This window comes from Geodermatophilus sp. SYSU D00703, from assembly GCF_054050155.1.
Genome location: NZ_JBJGYU010000004.1, coordinates 196,243 through 215,511, shown reverse-complemented (window position 1 = coordinate 215,511; position 19,269 = coordinate 196,243). Strand labels below are relative to the sequence as shown.

Sequence of the window (19,269 nt, the reverse complement as noted above, 5' to 3'; positions counted from 1 at the left end):
GGATCCCACCTCCACCCCTTCGCCGAGGGCCCGTCGCGCCCGGGGATGTGGGTGTCCTCCTGGGTGTGCGCACCCATGACCACGGGCCGGCCGAGCGGCACGCTCGACCGCACAGTGATCCGGAGGGAGGAGACGATGACCGGTACCCAGCGCACCGCCCCGGCCGAGCGCTTCCAGGTGTCCACCGAGGCCGCCGAGGTGTACGAGGCCCGGTTCGTGCCCGCGATCTTCGCCGAGTGGGCGCCGTTGCTGCTCGACGTCGCGGACGTCCGCCCCGGGCAGGCCGTCCTCGACGTGGCCTGCGGGACCGGGATCGTGGCGCGGACCGCGGCCGACCGGCTCGGCGGGAACGGACTGGTCGCGGGCCTGGACCTCAACGAGGCGATGCTCGCCGTGGCCCGGCGGGTCCGCCCGGACCTGCAGTGGCGCCAGGGGGACGTCGCCGCCATGCCCTTCGCCGACAGTGAGTTCGACGCGGTCCTGTGCCAGATGGCCCTGATGTTCTTCCCCGACCGCGCGGCGGCGTTGCGGGAGATGGCCCGCGTGGCGCGGCCTGGCGGCGTCGTCGCGGTCTGCGTCCCGGCCGCGCTGCCCGACCAGCCCGCCTACGCCCCGTTCGTGGACATGGTCGTGGCGCACGCCGGGGACGACGCCCGTCCCCTCCTGGGCACCTACTGGTCCTGCGGCGACCTCGACGCGCTCCGCGCCACCCTCACGGACGCCGGGCTGACCGTGGTCGGGACCCGCACGCACCTGGGCACGGCGGCCTTCGACTCCCCCGAGGCCCTGGCGACCACCGAGATCGAGGGCTCACCGCTCGCCGGGCGGATCGCGCCGCAGGTGTACGACCGCATCCGCGCGGACGCCCGCGAGGTGCTGCGCCCCTTCACGGCCCGGGACGGCACGGTGGCCGCCCCGCTCCGCGGGCACCTGGTCGCCGGCCGTACGCCACGCACCTGAGCAACGCCCGCTGACCTCGGATCGGCCCCCTGCAGGGTCCCGCTGCGAGCCCGCGAGTGGCGGGGGGCAGGGGGTCCTTTCTCACACGCCCGGGACCCGCATCCGCCGGGGGCCGGGCTCCACGCGGGCGGTCGGCGGGCCGACCCGCACGGTGGCGCCGGCGACGACCAGCGACCGGCCGCCGTGCCAGGGGTTGGCGGGCCCGACGATCACCGGCTCCAGGCGCAGGCCCAGCACCTCGGGGAGGTCGTCGGCCAGCCGGGCCACGCGGAGCAGGAGGTCCTCCAGGGCGGCGACGTCGACCGGCTCCGAGCCGCGGTAGCCGTTGAGCAGCGGCCAGGCCCGCGGCGCGCGGACCAGCTCGGCGGCGTCGAGGTCGGTCAGCGGCAGGGTGCGGTAGGCGCGGTCGCCGAGCAGGTCGGTGGCGACCCCGCCCACCCCGAAGCCGACCAGCGCGCCGAACGACGGGTCGTCGACGACCTCCACGACCGTGGCCACCCCGGGGGCGGCCATCTCCTGCACGATCACCGGGTCGCCGGAGGGGATGGCGGCGTAGGCGGCGCGCACCGCGTCGGCGGCGCCGAGGTCCAGCCGGACGCCACCCAGGTCGGAGCGGTGCCGCAGCCACGGGGCCGTGGACTTGAGCACGACCGGGTAGCCGATCTCCTCGGCCGCGGCCACGGCCGCCCCGGCGTCGGTGACGGTGTGCGTGGCCAGCAGCGGTACGCCGTAGGCGGCCAGCAGCGCGATGGTCTCCTCGTCGGTCAGCGCGCGGCCCTCGGCGGCGTCGGCGAGCACCCCGGACACGAGGTCGCGGGCGGCCGCCTCGTCGACGCCGGCCAGCTCCGGGACCTCCCCCACCGGCCGGCTCCGCCAGCGGGCGTACTCGGTGACCTTGGCCAGCGAGATCACTGCCCGCTCCGGGGTGGAGTACGACGGCACCGAGCAGCGGGCCGGCGTCCCGTCCTCGCCCGGGACGGCGAGCTCCGGCGGGATGCCCTCGGTCGACAGGAAGGTCGCCACGATCGGCTTGTCGGCGCCCTCGGCGACCTCCCGCAGCGCGCGGCCGAACTCGGCGGAGCCGCGGCTGACCGGCGGCAGGAACACCGCGACGACGGCGTCCACGCCCGGGTCGTCCACGGTCTCCTGCAGCGCCGCCCGGAACTCCTCCGCGGAGCCGCCGGCGCCGATGTCGGTGGGCGCCTCGCGGGCCAGCCGCAGCCCCTCCTCCAGGACGGCGTCGGCGACCAGCACGCCCATCGCGGTGGAGTTCCCGACGACCGCGACGCGGTCGCCGGCTGGCAGCGGCTGGTGGGCCAGCAGGGTGCCGACGTCGAACAGCTGGGCCAGCGTCTGCACCCGGATCACCCCGGCGGAGGCGAACAGCGCGGCCACCGACTCCTCGGGCACCGCGACCGACGTGCCGGCCAGGCCCTCGGTCATCCGCACGTGACGGCCGCTCTTCACCGCCACCACCGGCTTGTCGCGGCCGACCCGGCGGGCCAGGCGGGCGAACTTGCGGGGGTTGCCGAAGCTCTCCAGGTGCAGGAGCACCACCTCGGTGCCGGGGTCGGTGGCCCAGTACTGCAGCAGGTCGTTGCCACTCACGTCGGCGCGGTTGCCGGCCGACACGAAGCTGGACAGCCCGATGTTGCGGCTGCGGGCCTGCTCGAGCAGTGCCGACCCCAGCGCGCCGGACTGGGCGAAGAACCCGACCCGCCCACGCCCGGGGACCCGCGGCGCGAGGCTGGCGTTGAGCCGGACCGCCGGGTCGGTGTTGACGATGCCCAGGCAGTTGGGACCCACCACGCGCATGCCCGACGCGCGCGCGGAGGCGACCAGCCGCCGCTCGGCGAGCCGCCCCTCCGCGCCGGACTCCCCGAACCCGCCGGAGATCACCACCAGCCCGCGCACGTTCTTGCGCCGGCACGCCTCCACGACGCCGGCCACCTCGTCGGCCGGCACCGCGAGCACGGCGAGGTCGACGACGTCGGGGATCGACTCGATGTCGGCGTGGGCGGGGACGCCGCGCACGTGCCGGGTGCCCGGGTTGACCGGGTAGATGGGCCCGCGGAAGCCGTAGTCGAGCAGGTGCCGCAGGACGGCGTGCCCGATCTTCCCCTCGTCGTTGCTCGCGCCGACGACCGCGACCGACGACGGGGTCAGCAGGCGGGCGATCGACCGCGACTCGCTGCGCTGCTCCCGCTCGTAGAGCACCTGCAGGGCCGTCTCGGTCGGCGCGATCGGGAAGGTGAGGTGGACGACCCCCTCCTCGTAGGTGCGCTCCGGCGTGTAGCCGGCGTCCAGGAAGACCCGCACCATCCGGTTGTTCTGGGCCAGCACCTCGGCGACGAAGCGCTCGATCCCGCGTTCGCGGGCCGCCGCGGCGAGGTGCTCCAGCAGCACCGAGCCCAGCCCGCGGCCCTGGTGGGCGTCCTCGATGAGGAAGGCCACCTCGGCGTCGTCCGTGCCCGGGTAGCGGTCGTAGCGGCCGACGCCGATGAGCTGGTCGCCGAGGACGAGCACGAAGGCGACCCGGGAGTCGTGGTCGACGTGGGTGAACCGGTGCAGGTCCTTGTCCGACAGCCGCTTCATCGGGCCGAAGAACCGGTAGTAGCGGGTCTGGTCCGAGCTGCGCTCCATGAGGCCGACCAGACCGTCGGCGTCGCCAGGTCCGATCGGCCGCAGGTGCACGGTGCCGCCGTCGGCGGCGATGACGTCGGCCTCCCAGTGCGCCGGCGGCTGCGGTGCGGCGGGCTCGTCGGGGCGGGACGGCCCCCCTGCAGGGTCCCGCCGCGAGTCCGCGAGTGGGGGGGGACAGGGGGGTCCTTGATCAGTCACGGGGGTCGTCCGGGTCCAGGCCGAAGTAGGGGAACGAGGCGCGACGGGTGCGGGTGATGGCCCGGTCGACCCGGGACTCGGTGAACGGGTCCCAGTGCGAGAAGCCGGTGTACCCGCCCTCGGTCATGTGCGTCGGCGGCCGGGCCCGCAGCCCGCGTCGGACGACGTGCTCGCGCCAGGACTCCGGGATCTCGGTCGCCGGGTCCAGCCGGTGCCCGCTCGCCTCGGCGATCAGGTGCGTCCAGGCGCGCGGCACGCACCGCACCAGGCCGTACCCGCCGCCGCCGAGCGCCAGCCAGCGGCCGTCGCAGACCTCGTGGGCCAGGTCGTGCAGCGCGCGGTAGCTGGCCCGCTGGCCGTCGATCGTGAGCGCGAGGTCGGCCAGCGGGTCCTCGTGATGGGCGTCGCAGCCACACTGGGTCACCAGGATCTCCGGCTGGAACGCCCTCACCACGCTGGGCACGACCGCGTGGAAGGCGCGCAGCCAGCCGGGGTCGTCGGTGCCGTTGGGCAGGGCGAGGTTGACCGCGCTGCCGAGGGCCGTCCCCGGGTCGCCGGTCTCCTCGGGGTACCCGGTGCCGGGGAACAGGGTCAGGGGCGTCTGGTGGACGCTGACGGTGAGCACCCGCGGGTCGTCGTAGAAGGCGGCCTGGACGCCGTCGCCGTGGTGGACGTCGATGTCGACGTAGGCGATCCGCTGGTGCCCCTGGGCCAGCAGCCAGGCGATGGCCACCGCCGCGTCGTTGAACACGCAGAAGCCGGAGGCGCGGTCGCGCATCGCGTGGTGGAGGCCCCCGGAGATGTTGACCGCGTGCTGCGCCCGGCCGCGGTGCACCTGCTCCGCGGCGAGCACGCTGCCGCCGGTGATGAGCGCCGCGGCGTCGTACATCCCCTCGAAGACTGGGTTGTCCGGGGTCCCGAGGCCGAACCCGACGTCGGGGTCGTCCGGGGCCCGCTTGACCGCCTCGAGATAAGCGGGGTCGTGCACCAGCGTGAGCAGGTCGGCGCCGGCCGCCGTCGGGCGCAGCACCTCCAGCCGGTCGGTGGCGAGTACGCCGAGGCTGTCGGCCAGCCGCATGGTGAGGTCCAGCCGGACCGGGTGGAGGGGGTGGTCCCCGCCCATCGTGTAGCCGAGCAGCGCGTCGTCCCAGACGACCGCGACCGAGTCACTCACCAGGTCTCCTCGCTGCGTGCGGGGCGGACTGACGGACGGCAGACGACCCCGGCGCCTGCAGCGCGACGCTACCGCCGGACGCCGGTGGGCGTGCCCGTCGAGCCGCGCCGCGTGACCCGGCGCACGCGGTCTGGCCCCGTACCATCGGCGAAGACACGGAGGAGACCTGTGAACGACCTCATCGACACCACCGAGATGTACCTCCGGACGATCTTCGAGCTGGAGGAGGAGGGGATCGTCCCCCTCCGCGCGCGCATCGCCGAGCGGCTGCACCAGAGCGGCCCGACGGTCAGCCAGACGGTCGCCCGGATGGAACGCGACGGGCTGCTGACCGTCGAGGGCGACCGGCACCTGCAGCTGTCCGAGCAGGGCCGGCAACTGGCCACCGCGGTCATGCGCAAGCACCGCCTCGCCGAGTGCCTGCTCGTCGACGTCATCGGGCTGGACTACGCCGACGTCCACGAGGAGGCGTGCCGCTGGGAGCACGTCATGAGCGAGGCGGTCGAGCGCAAGCTGCTCACCCTGCTCGGCAACCCCAGCGTGTCGCCGTTCGGCAACCCCATCCCCGGCCTCGACGCGCTCGGCGGCGAGACCTCGGCGGTGCTGGACTCGCTGACGCTGCTGTCGACCACCGCCACGCCCGAGGGGCGCCGCGTGGAGATCAAGCGGATCAGCGAGCAGCTGCAGGAGCACTCCGACCTCCTGCGCACGCTGGCCGACCAGGGCGTCCGGCCGGGGGCCACGGTGACGGCGCAGCTGGCGTCCGGCTCGATCAAGCTCGACGGGTACGCGCTGCCGGCCGGGGTGGCCCAGCACGTGTTCGTGAGCGCGCTGGACGAGGAGCTGACCCCGGTCGAGGCGGTGCCCCGGCTCTGAGCGAGGACCACCCTCCTCCCCGCGCGGGGACCCTGGAGGGAGGCCGAGGAGGCCGCGGACCCATCGGGTCCGCGGCCTCGTCGCGTCCGGGCCGGCCCGTGCCCAGCACCGGGAAGCCGAGGACGAAATACCCTGGGAATCCAGATACCGACGGTATCTACTCGCTGCGTGGCGACGCGACTGAGCCGGGTGGAACAGGTGGAGCGCAACCGCGGGCTGGTGCTGGACGCCGCCCGCCGCGTGTTCCTCGCCCGCGGCTACAGCGGCGCCACCCTCGACGCGATCGCCGAGGAGGCCGGGTTCTCCAAGGGCGTCGTCTACTCGCAGTTCGCGGGCAAGGCCGACCTCTTCCTCGCGCTGCTGGAGCGGCGCATCACCGAACGCGCCGAGCAGAACGCCCGGCTGGCCGCCGAGCACTCGGGCATCGACGCCCTGCGCGCGCTGCTGCTGGCCAACGCGCGGCGCTCCAGGGAGGGGGCGGACTGGGCCCGGCTGCTGATCGAGTTCCGCACCGCGGCCGCCCGAGACCCGGAGGTCAACGCGCGCTACGCCGCACTCCACGCCCGGGCCGTGGCGTTCCTCGCGGAGGCGGTCGACGGCGCGCTGGCCCGCGACGGGCTCGCCCCCGTCTATCCCCCGCTGACCTTCGCCCAGCTCTACTTCGCCCTGGACACCGGCGCCGTCCTGGAGCGGGCCGCGGACCCGGCCGCGCTGCCGGACGACCTGGGCCTCGACCTGCTCACCCGGCTCGTGCGACCCCGCTGAGGCCGGGGATCCCTCCATCGGGAAGGAACCGCCATGCAGTCGACCCTCGTCTCCCCCGAGACCCGGCTGCGCGAGGACCTCCAGCGGGAGCTCCTCTCCGGCTACGACGACCTCATCCCCCGGACGGCCTGGGGCCGCGACCGGATCCGTGCGCACCAGCGCGTCCGCCTGCGCGCCCTGCTGCGCCACGCCGTCCGGCGCTCGCCCTTCCACGCCGACCGGCTCGCCGGCGTGGACGTCGACCGGGTCGACCCCAGCGACCTCTCGGCGCTGCCGGTGATGTCGAAGACCGACCTGGTGGCGCACTTCGACGACGTGGTCACCGACCGTTCGGTGACCCGCGACCGCGTCGAGGCCGCCCTCGCCCGCGCCGAGGCCGCGGTCGCGGCCCTGCCCGGCTCCGTGCTCGCGATGACCTCCGGCGGCAGCTCGGGACCGCGCGGTGTCTTCGTCCTGGACCTCCCGGCGTCCCGGCAGTTCTTCGGGGCGCTGTCCCGCGGGCTGGTCGCCCAGCTGCGGGCGCGCGGCGCTCCCCCGGGCGGCCTGCGCATCGCGATGGTCGGGGCCGGCTCGCCGGTGCACGCCACCGGGGCGGCCTGCTGGCTGACCGCGGGCGGCGAGCTGCCGTTCCACCTGCTGTCGGTCCCGGTGACCCAGCCCCTCGACGTCATCGTCGACCGGCTGGGCGCGCTGCAACCCGACGCGCTGTACGGCTACCCCACGATGCTCGCCCGGCTCGCGCACGAGCAGCGGAGCGGCCGGCTGCGGATCGCGCCGTCCGTGGTCACCTGCACCAGCGAGACCCTCACCCCGGACCTGCGGGCGACGATCCGGGCGGGCTTCGGCGTCCCCGTCGCGGACACCTTCGGCTCCACCGAGGGCCTCGTGGGCACCAGCGCCCCGGACGACGACGTCCTCGTGTTCGCCGAGGACGGCTGCATCGTCGAACTCGTGGACGACGCCGACCGGCCGGTGCCGCCCGGGACGCCCTCGGCGGCCCTGCTGGTGACCACGCTGGAGAACCGCCTGCAGCCGCTCGTCCGCTACCGGCTCGCCGACTGCTTCACCGAGCAGCCGCCCCTGCCGGCTCCCGGACACCTCCGCGCGCGCGTCGAGGGCCGCTGTGACGACGTGCTGCTCTTCGGCGACGTCCTCCTGCACCCGGTCGTGGTGCGCTCCGTGCTCGCCCACCGGCCCGAGGTCGTCGACTACCGGGTCCGCCAGACCCCGCACGGCATCGCCGTCGAGGCCCTGCCGTGCCCCGGGGCGGACCGGACCGGGCTGCGGACGGCCCTGGAGATCGGCCTGACCGGCGCCCTCGCGCGGGCCGGGCTCCCGGCGGCGGAGGTCACCGTGCGCACCGTCGAAGACCTCCCGCGCGACGCCCGCACCGGCAAGCTGCGCCGCTTCGTGCCGCTGGCCTGAACCGGCCTGGACCGGCTCCGCGAGGGAGCCGGCCGACGCCCCGTGCGCGGGCGGCGGGACGGCGCGGCTCACTACGGTGGGCCCTGCCCCCTCCCCGCCGGAGAAGAGAGAAGGCCCCGCGTGAGCCAGCCTCCCGCCGCGTCCGCCGAGTCCCACCCCGCGGAGGAGGCCGGCTCCTCCGCGCCGGCGTCCCCGTTCGACGACCTCGCCGCGTTCGTCGCGATCCCCCGGGTGACGGGACTGGCGCTGTCGCACGACGGGCGGCGGCTTTCGGTCGCGGTCCAGACGCTCGACCCCGAGCGCACCAAGTGGCAGACCGCCCTGTGGGAGGTCGACCCCGACGGCCGCCGCCCGGCCCGCCGGCTGACCCGGAGCGCGCCCGGCGAGTCCGCGCCGGTGTGGGCGCCCGACGGCTCGCTGCTGTTCACCTCGGCCCGCCCCGACCCGGAGGCCAGGCCGAACGGCGAGGACCCCAAGCCGGCCCTGTGGAGCCTGCCGGCCGAAGGCGGCGAGGCGCGGCCGGTGCTCACCCACCCGGGCGGTATCGGGACCGTGACCGTCGCCGCGGACACCGGCGACGTCGTCGTCGTGGCCTCGACGATGCCCGGCGCCGGGGACGCCGAGGCCGACGCCGAGCGCCGCAAGCAGCGCAAGGAGGCCGGGGTCACCGCGATCCTGCACGAGGCCTACCCGGTGCGGTACTGGGACAGCGACCTCGGGCCCGCCGCGCCGCACGTGTTCTGGGCCGGCCGGCTGCCGGCCGAGGCCCCCGCCGGCACGGCCGCCGACCGGGTCGAGCTGCGCGACCTCACGCCGGACGCCGTGCCGCCGAAGGGGGCCGGGGACGCGGTCACCCTCTCCCCCGACGGCCGGCTGCTCGCCCGGGTCGAGACGGTCCCCGACGGGCCCGCGGGGGAACGCGACCGCCTGGTGGTGCTGGAGACGGCGACGGGGACCTCGCGGGTCCTGGTCGACGACCCGCTGGCCGAGGTGCACTCGCCGGCTTTCTCCCCCGACGGCTCGGCGCTGGTGTGCGTCCGCGAGGCGATGTCGACCTACGAGGAGCCGCCGGACTACACGCTCCTGCACGTCGACGTCGCGACCGGCGCGGCCCGGGAGCTCACCGCCGGCTTCGACCGCTGGCCCAGCGCCCCGCAGTTCAGCGCGGACGGCCGGGCGGTCTACTTCCTCGCCGACGACGACGGCCGGCACGCCCTGTTCCGCGTCCCTGTCGAGGGCGGGACGCCGGTCCGGCTGACCGCCGAGGGGGCGTACAGCGACCTGCAGGTCGCCCGCGACGGCAGCGCCCTCTACGCGCTGCGCTCGGCGTTCGACGCGCCGCCCGCGCCGGTGCGGCTGGACCCGCAGGCGCCCGGCCAGCACCCGGAGCCGCTGCCCGCCCCCGGCGCCCTCGACTCCCTGCCCGGCACGCTGCACGAGGTCGAGGCCACCGCGGCCGACGGCACCCGCGTGCAGTCCTGGCTGGTGCTGCCCGAGGGCGCCTCGGCCGCGGAACCCGCTCCCCTGCTGCTGTGGATCCACGGCGGGCCGCTGATGAGCTGGAACTCGTGGTCCTGGCGGTGGTGTCCCTGGATCATGGCGGCCCGGGGCTACGCCGTCCTGCTGCCCAACCCGGCGCTGTCGCAGGGCTTCGGGCAGGACTTCGTCCGGCGCGGCTGGGGCGCATGGGGCGAGGCCCCGTACACCGACCTCATGGCCGCCGTGGACGCCGCGGTGCAGCGATCCGACGTCGACGCCACGCGCACCGCGGCGATGGGCGGCTCCTTCGGGGGCTACATGGCCAACTGGATCGCCACGCAGACCGACCGCTTCGGGGCGATCGTCACCCATGCCAGCCTGTGGGACATCGACGCGTTCACCGGCACGACCGACGCGGCGTACTACTGGGAGAAGGAGTGGGGCGACCCGCTGCAGCGGCCCAAGCGGTACGAGCAGAACTCGCCGCACCGCTTCGCCGACGCGATCCGCACCCCGATGCTGGTCATCCACGGCGACCGCGACTACCGCGTGCCGATCGGCGAGGCCCTGCGGCTCTGGTACGACCTGCAGAAGCGCGGCGTCCCGTCGAAGTTCCTGTACTTCCCCGACGAGAACCACTGGGTGCTGACGCCGGGGAACGCCCAGGTCTGGTACCAGGCCGTGCTCGGGTTCCTCGGTGAGCACGTGCTGGGCGAGGAGTGGCGGCGGCCCGAGCTGCTCTGACCCCGCCGTCGCGCGGCACGCCCGCGGTCACGACGCCGCCCAGGCCTCGTCCGGCTCGGCCGCCGTCGCGGTGATCATCGCGCGGAGCTCGGCCGGGGGCAGGCAGGCGGTCAGGCCCTGGGACAGCAACCGGGCGAACGTGTAGGTGGGGCGGCTGGTGAGCGCGCGGTCCAGCGCGACGTTGGCCAGTGCGCCGTCGCCACGCAGCCACGCGCTGACCGCGAGCAGCGTCGCCGGCGGGGCGTCGAGCGGCGCGGGTGCCCGCCGCGTGCACTCGGTCCACAACGCCTCGGCCGCCGCGGCGTCGTCCCCCAGCGCGAAGGTGAGGGCCCGGTCCCGGACCCGGATGTCGGCCAGCGCCCACAGCACCCCGGCGACGTCGCGGTCGCCGAGGCGCTCGGCGGCACCGGGCCGGCAGCGGCCGAGCCCCCGGACCACGGTGTCCCAGGAGCGGCGGGCCTCGGCGTCGGGGTTCTCGAGCGCCGCGCGGGCGCGCCGGTCGCCGACGCGCCAGGTGAGCGCCTCCATGGCCGCGAGGGCCCGCCCGTCGAGCGGGGCGATCCGGGCCTCCAGCGCGGCCCGGTCCCGTTCGACGACGACGCCGCTCGCCACGGAGGCCACCTCGAGCTCGGTCACCCCCGCCGGCAGCGGCGTCCCGCCGTCGGGGGCGCAGCACGCCTGGGGGCAGTCGTAGGACCACCACCGGCCCCGCCGGACCAGGAGCGCGTCACGGACGGGGATGTCCAGGCCGGCGAGGGCCACGACCAGGTCGTGCACGACGTCCCGGTGCGGCAGGCCGGCCACGACCTCGTCCTCCGGCTGCCCGGGGAGCGGGTCGGTGTCGTCGGGCGCCTCGGAGACGACCGCGACGACCACGCCGGCCGGGTCGTCGGTGGCCACGCTGCACGCCAGGGCCCGCGCGACGGCGGCCGACGACCCGCGCCCCGGGAGGTCGGCCCGCACGGTCAGTCCCACCCGGCCCCCACTCGGGCCGCCCAGGGCCAGGAGCAGGACCGACTCGTGGGGCTGGAACCCGACGAGCGCGGGCAGTGCGGCGGCGATGTCGCCGGGGTCTGAGATGCGCACCTCGGTGCGCAGGCGGTCGTCCATGCGCCGACCCTCGCCGCCCGACGGGACCGCCGGGCCCGGTCCGGCCGATCTGTGGACGGCCCGGGCGGCTGTGGACGCCGGGAGACCGACCGTCGGGAGGTCGTGCCGCCGGGTGCGTTCAGTCGAGCTGCGCGGCCTGCACCTCGTGCGCCTGCTCCAGCAGCGCGGTGAACCCCGCCTCGTCGAGCGGGCCGCCCTGCGGATCGGTCGTGACCAGGGTGACCAGCCGGTCGCCGTCGCGGACCAGGCCGATGACCGCCGGCACCGTGACCCGCACGCCGTCCGGCGTGGTCGCGGCCGTGGTGAACGAGACCGCCGCCGATCCCTCGCCGAGGTCGGGGACCTCGACCTCGGTGAAGCTGATCGTCGCCGTCCTGACCTCCGGCGAGGTGACCTGCGCCTCCGGGCAGGCGGCGACCTGCTCGGAGAACTGCGTCACGACGTCGTCCACCGGCCCGCCGAGGGAGAGCAGCTCGACGGTCGTCGTCGAGCCGCGGACGGCGACCTGCGCGGCGAGGTCGTCGAACTGGTCGACCTGCGGTTGCGTGCCCCGCACCGCCGCGGCGCAGGGCTCGGGGGTCACCTGGGCGCCCGCCAGGGACCCGGTCGCCGCCGTCGCCCCCTGCGCCAGTTGCCGCTCGGTGACCGGCGTGACCCGGGCGTCGGCGCCGAACGCCTCGGCCGGCAGCAGTCCCGCGGTGAGGTCGGTGCCGGCGGCGGGGGACGGCCCGGCCGCCGACGACCCGGCCCCCGACCCCTCCGGAGCGCCGCCCGCGGCCGCGCAGCCCGCCAGCACGGCCCCGGCCACCACGCCGGCGGCGAGGACGGAGGTCGGCCGGGCCCAGCGCGAGCGAGCGGTCATCCCGCCAACGTAACCGCGCGCGGTTCAGACCTCGTACTGGGCGGCGGTCCGCGAGGCCAGGTACGGGGCGACGTGCTCGGCGATCACCTCCAGGTGCACCGGGTGCTCCGCGTACCGCCGCCACGCGTCGGCGTCGGGGAAGTCGGCCACCAGCGCGGTGTGCGCGTTGCCCTCCCGCAGGCCGGCGTCCGGGCCGACGGCGAAGGACGTCATCCCGCCGACCTCCTCGGGCAGCCCTCGGAGCGCAGCGAGCGTGGTCGCCCGGCGCTCCTCGTCGGCGTCGTCGGACCAGGTGAAGAGCACGACGTGGCGCAGCATGACGGCCACCCTGTCAGCCCGGTCCCGCGCCCCACAGCCCGGGCTTGCGGAACGGACCGGTCACGGGTCCCGGTTAGAGTCGCCGTCCATGGGACGGTCGTTGCGCGTCGCACTGCTGTCCTACCGGAGCAAGCCGCACAGCGGCGGCCAGGGCGTCTACGTCCGGGCGCTCTCTCGCGAGCTCACCGAGCTCGGCCACGACGTCACGGTCTTCAGCGGCCAGCCCTACCCCGAGCTCGACGACGGCGTGCCGCTGGTCCCGGTGCCGAGCCTCGACCTCTACCGCGAGCCCGACCCGTTCCGCACCCCGCGGCCCGGCGAGTTCCGCGACTGGGTCGACGTCACCGAGTGGGCCCTGATGTGCACGGCGGCGTTCCCCGAGCCGCTGACCTTCAGCCTCCGGGCGGCCCGGCTGCTGCTGCCCCGCGCCGCGGACCACGACCGGCTGGTCGCGCCGGGCCGACCGGGCTTCGACCTGGTCCACGACAACCAGAGCCTCGGCCTCGGCCTGCTGCGGCTGGTGCGTGCCGGGGTGCCGACGGTCGCCACCGTCCACCACCCGGTCGCCATCGACCGCGACCTCGAGCTCGCCGCCACGCCGAGCCTGCGCCGCCGGCTCACGCTGCGCCGCTGGTACGCCTTCACCGGCATGCAGGCCCGCGTGGCACCGCGGCTCGACGCGATCACCACGGTGTCGGAGAGCTCCCGCCGCGACATCGAGACCCACCTCGGCGTCCCCGCGGCCGGCGTGGAGGTCATCCCGGTGGGCATCGACCCCGCCGTCTTCACCCCTCCCCCGCCCGGCCGCGCGCGCGACCGCGACTCCGTCGTCGTCACCACCAGCGCCGACGTCCCGCTGAAGGGCCTGGTCCACCTGCTGGAGGCGGTGGCCAAGCTGCGCACCGAGCGCCCGGTGCGACTGACCGTCGTCGGCTCGGCGCGACCCGGCGGCCCGGCCGCGGCGACGCTGGACCGGCTCGCGCTCCGGGACGCCGTCCGCTTCACCGGCCCGCTGCCCGAACCCGACCTCGTCGCGCTGCTGCAGAGCGCCGCCGTGGTCGCCATCCCGTCGCTGTACGAGGGCTTCTCGCTGCCGGCGATCGAGGCCATGGCCTGCGGCACCCCGCTGGTGACCACCGACGCCGGTGCGCTGCCGGAGGTGGTGGGCAGCGAGGCCGGGCTGCGGGTGTCCGCGGGGGACGTCGAGGAGCTCACCGCCGCGCTGCAACTGGTCCTCGACTCGCCGTCCCTCGGCGAGCAGCTGGGCCGGGCCGGCCGGCGCCGGGTGCTGGCCTCCTACACCTGGCGGTCCACGGCCGAGCGGACGGCGGACTGGTACGCCGAGGTGCTGGAGCGGAAGGGACGCTCGTGAAGACGACGGACGAGGGAGCATCGCCCCAGGCTGGGGGCACCTCCCGCTTGCGGGGGACCGCGACCGAGGAGCGGATCGAGCCCGGAGTCGAACGGGGGACGTGGTGCTGACCGTCGACTACGACCGGCTCGACGTCCGGCCGGGGATGACCGTCCTCGACCTGGGCTGCGGCGAGGGCCGGCACGCGTTCGAGGCCTACCGGCGGGGCGCGCGGGTGGTGGCGGTCGACTGGGGCGTGCCCGAGGTGGAGACGACGAAGCGCTGGCTGGGCGCGATCGCCGGGGCCGGCGAGGCCCCGGCGGGCGCCCGCTACGAGGTGGTGCGCGGCGACCTGCGCGCGCTGCCGGTCCCCGACGCGAGCGTCGACCGGGTCATCGCCGCCGAGGTGCTCGAGCACGTCGCCGACGACGTCTCCGCGGTGGCCGAGATCGCCCGCGTCCTCCGGCCCGGCGGGCGGGTGGCGGTCACCGTGCCGCGCTACGGCCCCGAGCGGATCTGCTGGGCACTGTCGGACGCCTACCACGCCAACGAGGGCGGGCACGTGCGCATCTACCGCGGGGACGTCCTGCGCACCCGGCTCGCCGCGGCGGGCCTGGCCCCGGGCGGGCAGCACCACGCGCACGCCCTGCACGCGCCCTTCTGGTGGCTCAGGTGCGCTGTCGGCGTGGAGCGGGACACCGCCGCCGTCCGGGCGTACCACCGCCTGCTCGTGTGGGACCTCGTGCACCGCCCCTGGCTGACCCGCACCGCCGAGCGGCTGCTCGACCCCGTGCTGGGCAAGAGCCTGGTGCTCTACGCCGACAAGCCGGTCGCCCATGCGGACGAACCGGGGGTCGCGCTGCCGGAGGTCGAGCCGGAGCTGGAGCGGACCGCTGTCTGAGCTGCTGCCCGAGCTGCCGGGGGTGCTCAGCGGGGAGCAGGTGCGGGCGACGGTCGCCGCGATCGCCGCCGAGCAGGACGACGACGGCGCGCTGCCCTGGTTCCGCGGCGGCCGGCTCGACCCCTGGGACTGCGTCGAGGCGGCGATGGCGCTCGACGTCGGCGGCGCCCACGACCGCGCTCGTGCGGCCTACCGCTGGCTGGCCGCGCGGCAGCGGCCGGACGGGGCCTGGGCAGCGGAGTACCGCTCCGGCGGAGAGGCCGCGCCGGGCGTCGAGAGCAACCACGCCGGCTACCTGGCCGTCGGGCTCTGGCACAGCTGGCTGTGCACCCGGGACGAGGCGCTCGTCGCCGGCCTGTGGCCGGTCGCGCGGCGGGGCCTGGACCTGGTCACCCGCATGCAGCTGCCCGGGGGCGCGGTGAGCTGGGCGCTGCGCCCCGACGGCACACCCGACGACACCGCGCTGCTCACCGGCAGCGCCAGCCTGTTCCAGGCCCTGCGCTGCGGGGTCGCGCTGGCCGGCCTGGCCGGGGAGCCCCAGCCGGACTGGGAGCTGGCCGCCGACGACCTCGGCACGGCGCTGCGCACCCGGCCCGAGGCCTTCGCCGACCGCTCGCGCTACTCCATGGACTGGTACTACCCCGTCCTCGGCGGCGCGGTCACCGGGGCCGCGGCGACCGAGCGGCTGGCCTCCGGCTGGGACCGGTTCGTCGTCCCCGGGCTCGGGGTCCGGTGCGTCGCCGACCACCCGTGGGTGACCGGCGCGGAGACCTGCGAGCTGGCGCTGGCCCTCGCCGCTGCAGGGCAGCCGGACGCCGCCCTCGAGCAGGTCGCCGCCATGCAGCACCTGCGGCACGACGACGGCTCCTACTGGACCGGCCTCGTCTACCCCGACGACGCCCGCTGGCCGGTGGAGCGGACCACCTGGACGGCGGCCGCGGTGGTGCTCGCCGCGGACGCGCTCTCGGGAGCCGGCCCGGCGTCCGGCCTGTTCACCGACCCGGCCGCGCTGCCGGCGGCGGGGACGGACGGATCACGACAGACCGCCGGTTGGCTGCCGGACGGCGCGGGCAGAGGGGGACCGTGACCTCTCCCGATCCCGACGTGACCGTCGTCGTCATGAGCCGCGACCGGCGCGAGGACCTCCTGGCGACCCTCCCCCGCCACGAGGCCCCGGTCGTCCTGGTGGACAACGCCTCCACCGACGGCACGGTCGAGGCCGTGCGCGCGGCCCTGCCGGAGGTCACGGTGCTGCCGCTGGAGCGCAACCTCGGCTCCTTCGCGCGGACCGTCGGGGCGCGGCACGCGCCCACCCCGTTCGTGGCCTTCGCCGACGACGACTCCTGGTGGGCGCCGGGCGACCTGGCCCGGGCCGCGGCGGTCATGCGCGCCCACCCGCGCCTGGCGGTGCTCAACGCGCGCATCCTCGTCGGCCCGGAGGAGCGGCTCGACCCGGTCTGCGCCGAGATGGCCGACAGCCCCCTGAGCACGCCCGAGGACCTCCCCGGCCCGGCGCTGCTGGGCTTCGTCGCGTGCGCCGTCCTGGTGCGCCGGGAGGCGTTCCTCGCCGTCGGCGGCTTCGACCCGGTGGTCCGCTTCCCCGGTGAGGAGGAGCGCCTCGCCCTCGACCTCGCGGCGGCCGGCTGGGGCATGGCCTACGTCGACTCGGTGGTCGTGCACCACCACCCCTCGCCCCGGCGGCACGGCCCCGAGCAGCGGCGGACGGCGATCTGGCGGAGCCGGGTGCTCACCGCGGTGATGCGGCAGCCGGCGCGCGAGCTCGCCCGGGTCGTGGGGCGGGCGGTGCGCGCCGGGGGACCGGAGCGGCGAGGACTGGTGCGGGCGCTGCCCGACGTCCCGGCCGCGCTGCGCCACCGCCGTCCGGTCCCGGCCGCCGTCCGTGCCGACCTGCGCGTGCTGGCGGGGGCTCGGTGAGAGAGGACCCTCCCGCCCCCCACCACATGCGAGCTCGCGGCGGGACCCTGCAGGACGGCCGGCCGGACCCGCGGGTCGCCGTCGTCGTCATCACCCACCAGCGGCGCGAGGAGCTGCTGCTGGCCCTGGAGCGGCTGACCGACCTGCCGGAGCGGCCCCGCGTCGTCGTCGTCGACAACGGTTCCACCGACGGGACGGCCGCGGCGGTCGCCGAGCGCTTCCCCGAGGTGGACCTGGTCGCCAGCCCGGAGAACCTGGGGGCGATCGGCCGCAACGTCGGCGTGGCACGGGTGGCCACCCCCTACGTGGCGTTCTGCGACGACGACACGTGGTGGGAGCCGGGCGCGCTGCGCACCGCCGCCGACGTCCTGGACGCGCACCCGCGGCTGGCCGTGGTGACCGCGCGGATCCTCGTCGAGCCGGGCGCGCGGGAGGACCCGATCGTGGCCGAGCTGCGCGACTCCCCCGTGCGCGGCCCCGGCTGGCTGCCCGGCCCGGCGCTGGGCTCCTTCCTCGCCGGGGCCTCGGTGCTGCGGCGGGCGGCGTTCGCCGAGGTCGGCGGGTTCTCCGAGCGGCTGTGGCTGGGCGGCGAGGAGGAGCTCATGGCCGGCGACCTGGCCGCGGCCGGCTGGGAGCTGTGCTACCTGCCGCAGCTGACCGTGCACCACCAGGCCAGCACGGCCCGGGACCCGCACAAGCGCCGCCGCGACGGCATCCGGAACACCCTCTGGACGACGTGGCTGCGCCGCCCGCTGCGGCCGGCGCTGCGCCGCACCGGCCACCTGCTGCACACCGTCCCGCGGGACCGGCTGAGCGTGCTCGGGGTCCTCGACGCGCTGCGCGGCCTGCCGTGGGTGCTGCGCGAGCGCCGGGTCCTGCCGCCGCACGCCGAGGCGCGCTTCGCCGCGCTGGAGCACGCGCAGCGGACCTCCACCGCGCGCCGCTACGTGAGCTGACGCGTGGGCTGCCGAGAGCGGCGAGAGGGCCGCGCTCAGCCCTTGACGTACGAGAGCTTCTCCACGACCTTGCCGCCCCGGACGGTCATCACGTCCACGCCGCGCACGTGCCCGGCGCCGGCCTCGTCGGTCCCCCACTCGTAGCGCCACAGCGCCACCGCGCGCTCCCCGTGCGGCAGGACGGCCTCGGTCGTGAAGCGGGCGCCGGGGGTGGCGAACAGCTGCTCCCACACCCGGCGGACGTCGGCCTGCCCGCGGACGCGGCGCCCGTCCGGCGGCGCGGTCGACTCGAAGAGGACGTCGTCGGACATCTCCGCCATGATCGCGTCGACGTCCGCGCGCCCGAAGGCGTCGAGGAGGCGCTGCACCACCGCGAGCGTCTCCTCCGTGGTCCGGTCCAGGACCTGGTCGGTCATCGCCCCTCCTCCGGCGGCCCCGTGGCGCCGCCACGATCCCACCGGGGATGCCGCCGCGGGAGGGTTCAGCGGGCGCAGTCGATGCAGGTGCGCGCGGCGGGGCGGGCGGCCAGCCGCTCGGCCGCGATCGGCCGCCCGCAGCGTTCGCAGACGCCGTAGGTCCCGGCGTCCCGGCGGGCCAGGGCGGCGTCGACGTCGGCCAGCCGCTGCCGGGCCGCGGCCAGCAGCGCGACCACCTGCTGCCGCTCGAACGCGATCGTCGCGCCCTCCGGGTCGTGCTCGTCGTCGGCGTTGGAGGCCCTCGACGCCGCGACCACCGCGTCGAACTCCCCGGTGAGCGCCGCGATCTGGGCCAGCACGGCGGCCCGCTCGGCGGCCAGCGGATCGCCGCCCCCGGCTCCGTCCAGGGCACCGCCCCGAGCCTGCGAGGGGTGGGGAGGACGGGGTCCTTTCCGGCGCAGCAGCCGCAGCGAGCCGGTCCCGGGCAGCTCGGTGAACTCGCCGGAGGCCAGCACCCGGCGGTAGACGCCGTAGGGGGCCTGCCCGCCGTCGGCCGGGTCGGGGAAGACGTCGTGGATGGCCAGCGTGCCGCCCACGGCGAGCTTGCCCACCCAGGCGTCCTGGTCGCGGCGGGCGGACTCCTCGGTGTGGCTGCCGTCGAGGAACAGCAGGGCCAGCGGGGTCGCCCACAGCGCGGCGAGGACCTCCGAGCGGGCGACGACGGCGACCACGACGTCCTCGGCCCCGGCGTCGGCGATGGTCCGGCGGAACCGCGGCAGGGTGTCGACCAGCCCGACGGCGGGGTCGACCAGCGACGGGTCGTGGTACTCCCAGCCCGGCTGGTGCTCCTCCGACCCGCGGTGGTGGTCGACGGTGACCACCTGCCGGCCGGTCTCCCGGGCGGCGGCGGCCAGGTACAGCGCCGACTTCCCCATCCAGCTGCCGACCTCCAGCAGCGGGCCCGGGACGGCGACCGCGCGGGCCGCCTCGTACAGCGCCGTCCCCTCATCGTCGGGCATGAAGCCGGGCGCGGCGCGGGCGGCGGTGAGCAGCGGGAGGACCCCCGGGAGGACCCCGCTGCCCCCGGCCACTCGCGGGCTCGCGGCGGGACCCTGCAGCGGGGCCATCGAACGCCTCCCGGGCTCGGCGCGAGCCT

Annotated in this window: 17 protein-coding genes; 10 read left to right on the top strand and 7 right to left on the bottom strand. The window is 76.5% G+C overall.

What is annotated here, in order from left to right; genetic code table 11:
• The first annotated feature begins 135 nt into the window (after nt 1-135).
• On the top strand, nt 136-960 hold the full coding sequence (locus ACI782_RS07645) for a methyltransferase domain-containing protein (protein ID WP_456907738.1): 825 nt from the start codon (nt 136-138) through the stop codon (nt 958-960).
• A gap of 81 nt (nt 961-1,041) precedes the next feature.
• On the opposite strand, the gene ACI782_RS07640 is transcribed toward ACI782_RS07645, so the two are convergent.
• Both ACI782_RS07640 and ACI782_RS07635 read right to left on the bottom strand, forming a co-directional pair.
• Entirely contained in the window at nt 1,042-3,654 is a 2,613-nt protein-coding gene (locus ACI782_RS07640; RefSeq protein WP_456907736.1) for a bifunctional acetate--CoA ligase family protein/GNAT family N-acetyltransferase, read from the bottom strand.
• A gap of 139 nt (nt 3,655-3,793) precedes the next feature.
• Nucleotides 3,794-4,975 carry an acetoin utilization protein AcuC gene (locus ACI782_RS07635; protein ID WP_456907734.1) on the bottom strand — a complete coding sequence of 394 codons (1,182 nt, stop codon included), beginning with the start codon at nt 4,973-4,975 and terminating at the stop codon, nt 3,794-3,796.
• 168 nt (nt 4,976-5,143) lie between these two features.
• Here ACI782_RS07635 and ACI782_RS07630 point away from each other — a divergent pair, with 168 nt between their 5' ends.
• From ACI782_RS07630 to ACI782_RS07615, 4 genes are all read left to right on the top strand, one after another.
• Complete coding sequence (locus ACI782_RS07630) at nt 5,144-5,851, top strand: metal-dependent transcriptional regulator (RefSeq protein ID WP_456907732.1); 708 nt, start codon at nt 5,144-5,146, stop codon at nt 5,849-5,851.
• Between the two features lie 168 nt (nt 5,852-6,019).
• Nucleotides 6,020-6,616, top strand: a complete 597-nt coding sequence (locus tag ACI782_RS07625; protein ID WP_456907730.1) for a TetR/AcrR family transcriptional regulator — start codon at nt 6,020-6,022, stop codon at nt 6,614-6,616.
• A gap of 33 nt (nt 6,617-6,649) precedes the next feature.
• A complete protein-coding gene (locus ACI782_RS07620; RefSeq protein ID WP_456907728.1) occupies nt 6,650-8,041 on the top strand; it encodes a phenylacetate--CoA ligase family protein in 1,392 nt (463 codons plus the stop codon).
• 120 nt (nt 8,042-8,161) lie between these two features.
• The gene (locus ACI782_RS07615; protein ID WP_456907726.1) at nt 8,162-10,264 is read left to right on the top strand and encodes a S9 family peptidase; all 2,103 of its coding nucleotides are present in this window, start codon (nt 8,162-8,164) and stop codon (nt 10,262-10,264) included.
• 27 nt (nt 10,265-10,291) lie between these two features.
• On the opposite strand, the gene ACI782_RS07610 is transcribed toward ACI782_RS07615, so the two are convergent.
• From ACI782_RS07610 to ACI782_RS07600, 3 genes are all read right to left on the bottom strand, one after another.
• Complete coding sequence (locus tag ACI782_RS07610; RefSeq protein WP_456907724.1) at nt 10,292-11,374, bottom strand: DUF4192 domain-containing protein; 1,083 nt, start codon at nt 11,372-11,374, stop codon at nt 10,292-10,294.
• A 118-nt stretch (nt 11,375-11,492) separates the two neighbouring features.
• Complete coding sequence (locus tag ACI782_RS07605) at nt 11,493-12,236, bottom strand: hypothetical protein (protein WP_456907722.1); 744 nt, start codon at nt 12,234-12,236, stop codon at nt 11,493-11,495.
• Between the two features lie 24 nt (nt 12,237-12,260).
• Nucleotides 12,261-12,554, bottom strand: coding sequence for a Dabb family protein (locus tag ACI782_RS07600; protein WP_456907720.1), 294 nt, complete (start codon nt 12,552-12,554; stop codon nt 12,261-12,263).
• 88 nt (nt 12,555-12,642) lie between these two features.
• Here ACI782_RS07600 and ACI782_RS07595 point away from each other — a divergent pair, with 88 nt between their 5' ends.
• The 5 genes from ACI782_RS07595 to ACI782_RS07575 all read left to right on the top strand — a co-directional run bounded on the left by ACI782_RS07595 (nt 12,643) and on the right by ACI782_RS07575 (nt 17,697).
• On the top strand, nt 12,643-13,926 hold the full coding sequence (locus ACI782_RS07595; RefSeq protein ID WP_456907718.1) for a glycosyltransferase family 4 protein: 1,284 nt from the start codon (nt 12,643-12,645) through the stop codon (nt 13,924-13,926).
• Nucleotides 13,927-14,026: 100 nt separating this feature from the next.
• On the top strand, nt 14,027-14,806 hold the full coding sequence (locus ACI782_RS07590) for a class I SAM-dependent methyltransferase (RefSeq protein WP_456907716.1): 780 nt from the start codon (nt 14,027-14,029) through the stop codon (nt 14,804-14,806).
• Nucleotides 14,807-14,828: 22 nt separating this feature from the next.
• A complete protein-coding gene (locus tag ACI782_RS07585; protein WP_456907714.1) occupies nt 14,829-15,893 on the top strand; it encodes a prenyltransferase in 1,065 nt (354 codons plus the stop codon).
• Nucleotides 15,890-16,741, top strand: a complete 852-nt coding sequence (locus tag ACI782_RS07580; RefSeq protein WP_456907713.1) for a glycosyltransferase family 2 protein — start codon at nt 15,890-15,892, stop codon at nt 16,739-16,741. The genes ACI782_RS07585 and ACI782_RS07580 overlap by 4 nt, the downstream gene beginning before the upstream one ends.
• 26 nt (nt 16,742-16,767) lie before the next feature.
• Nucleotides 16,768-17,697 carry a glycosyltransferase family 2 protein gene (locus tag ACI782_RS07575; protein ID WP_456907711.1) on the top strand — a complete coding sequence of 310 codons (930 nt, stop codon included), beginning with the start codon at nt 16,768-16,770 and terminating at the stop codon, nt 17,695-17,697.
• Nucleotides 17,698-17,732: 35 nt separating this feature from the next.
• On the opposite strand, the gene ACI782_RS07570 is transcribed toward ACI782_RS07575, so the two are convergent.
• Together ACI782_RS07570 and ACI782_RS07565 are read right to left on the bottom strand one after the other, a co-directional pair.
• A complete protein-coding gene (locus ACI782_RS07570) occupies nt 17,733-18,113 on the bottom strand; it encodes a nuclear transport factor 2 family protein (RefSeq protein ID WP_456907709.1) in 381 nt (126 codons plus the stop codon).
• A 65-nt stretch (nt 18,114-18,178) separates the two neighbouring features.
• Nucleotides 18,179-19,240: a class I SAM-dependent methyltransferase gene (locus tag ACI782_RS07565; RefSeq protein WP_456907708.1), complete on the bottom strand. Its 1,062-nt coding sequence runs from the start codon at nt 19,238-19,240 to the stop codon at nt 18,179-18,181.
• Nucleotides 19,241-19,269 lie beyond the last annotated feature (29 nt).